This window comes from Microbacterium mangrovi (genome assembly GCF_000802305.1).
In the GTDB taxonomy this organism is placed as follows: Bacteria; Actinomycetota; Actinomycetes; order Actinomycetales; family Microbacteriaceae; genus Microbacterium; species Microbacterium mangrovi.
In genome coordinates this window covers 1-430 of the sequence record NZ_JTDK01000040.1, presented here as the reverse complement: position 1 = coordinate 430, position 430 = coordinate 1, and the positions used below count along the sequence as shown (strand labels likewise).

1 protein-coding gene is annotated in these 430 nt (G+C 75.3%); it reads right to left on the bottom strand.

The annotated features are described in order from the left end of the window. A partial coding sequence (locus tag LK09_RS20390; RefSeq protein ID WP_039403845.1) for a DUF222 domain-containing protein occupies positions 1-430 on the bottom strand: 430 nt, incomplete at both ends.

Genomic DNA, 430 nt, shown 5'->3' with positions numbered 1-430 from the left:
TGCTCGTTCGTGCGCGGGTCGGCGACCAGCGCGGCGGCGGCGGCCTTCTCGGACGGGTCGACGAACCGGGGCCCGCCGCGGCGCGGGCGCAGGGCGGCATCCAACACGGAGGTCACCCACGCGGCTCCGTAGTCGTCGAAAGTGAAGGAGCCGTGCCGGATCCCGTCGCGGTCGGTCCAGAATCGGAACGAGCGACGTTCGTGGCGTTCCCGGAACCGACGCTCAGCGCCGTCCGGGTCGAGCACATCCCGGATGGTGCGGGCGGCCGCGGCGAGGTCCTCCACCGTGCGCCGGGACGCCTCCTCCACGAGCTGCCCGGCCGCGACACCCCACGCCGCGGCGGCGTCCGGATCGGTGAGCGCGTCCGCGTCCGTGTCCCCGGTTTCGCTGCTGCGGGTGGGTGGTTCGCCGAGCCCGCGGCGGATCGCGG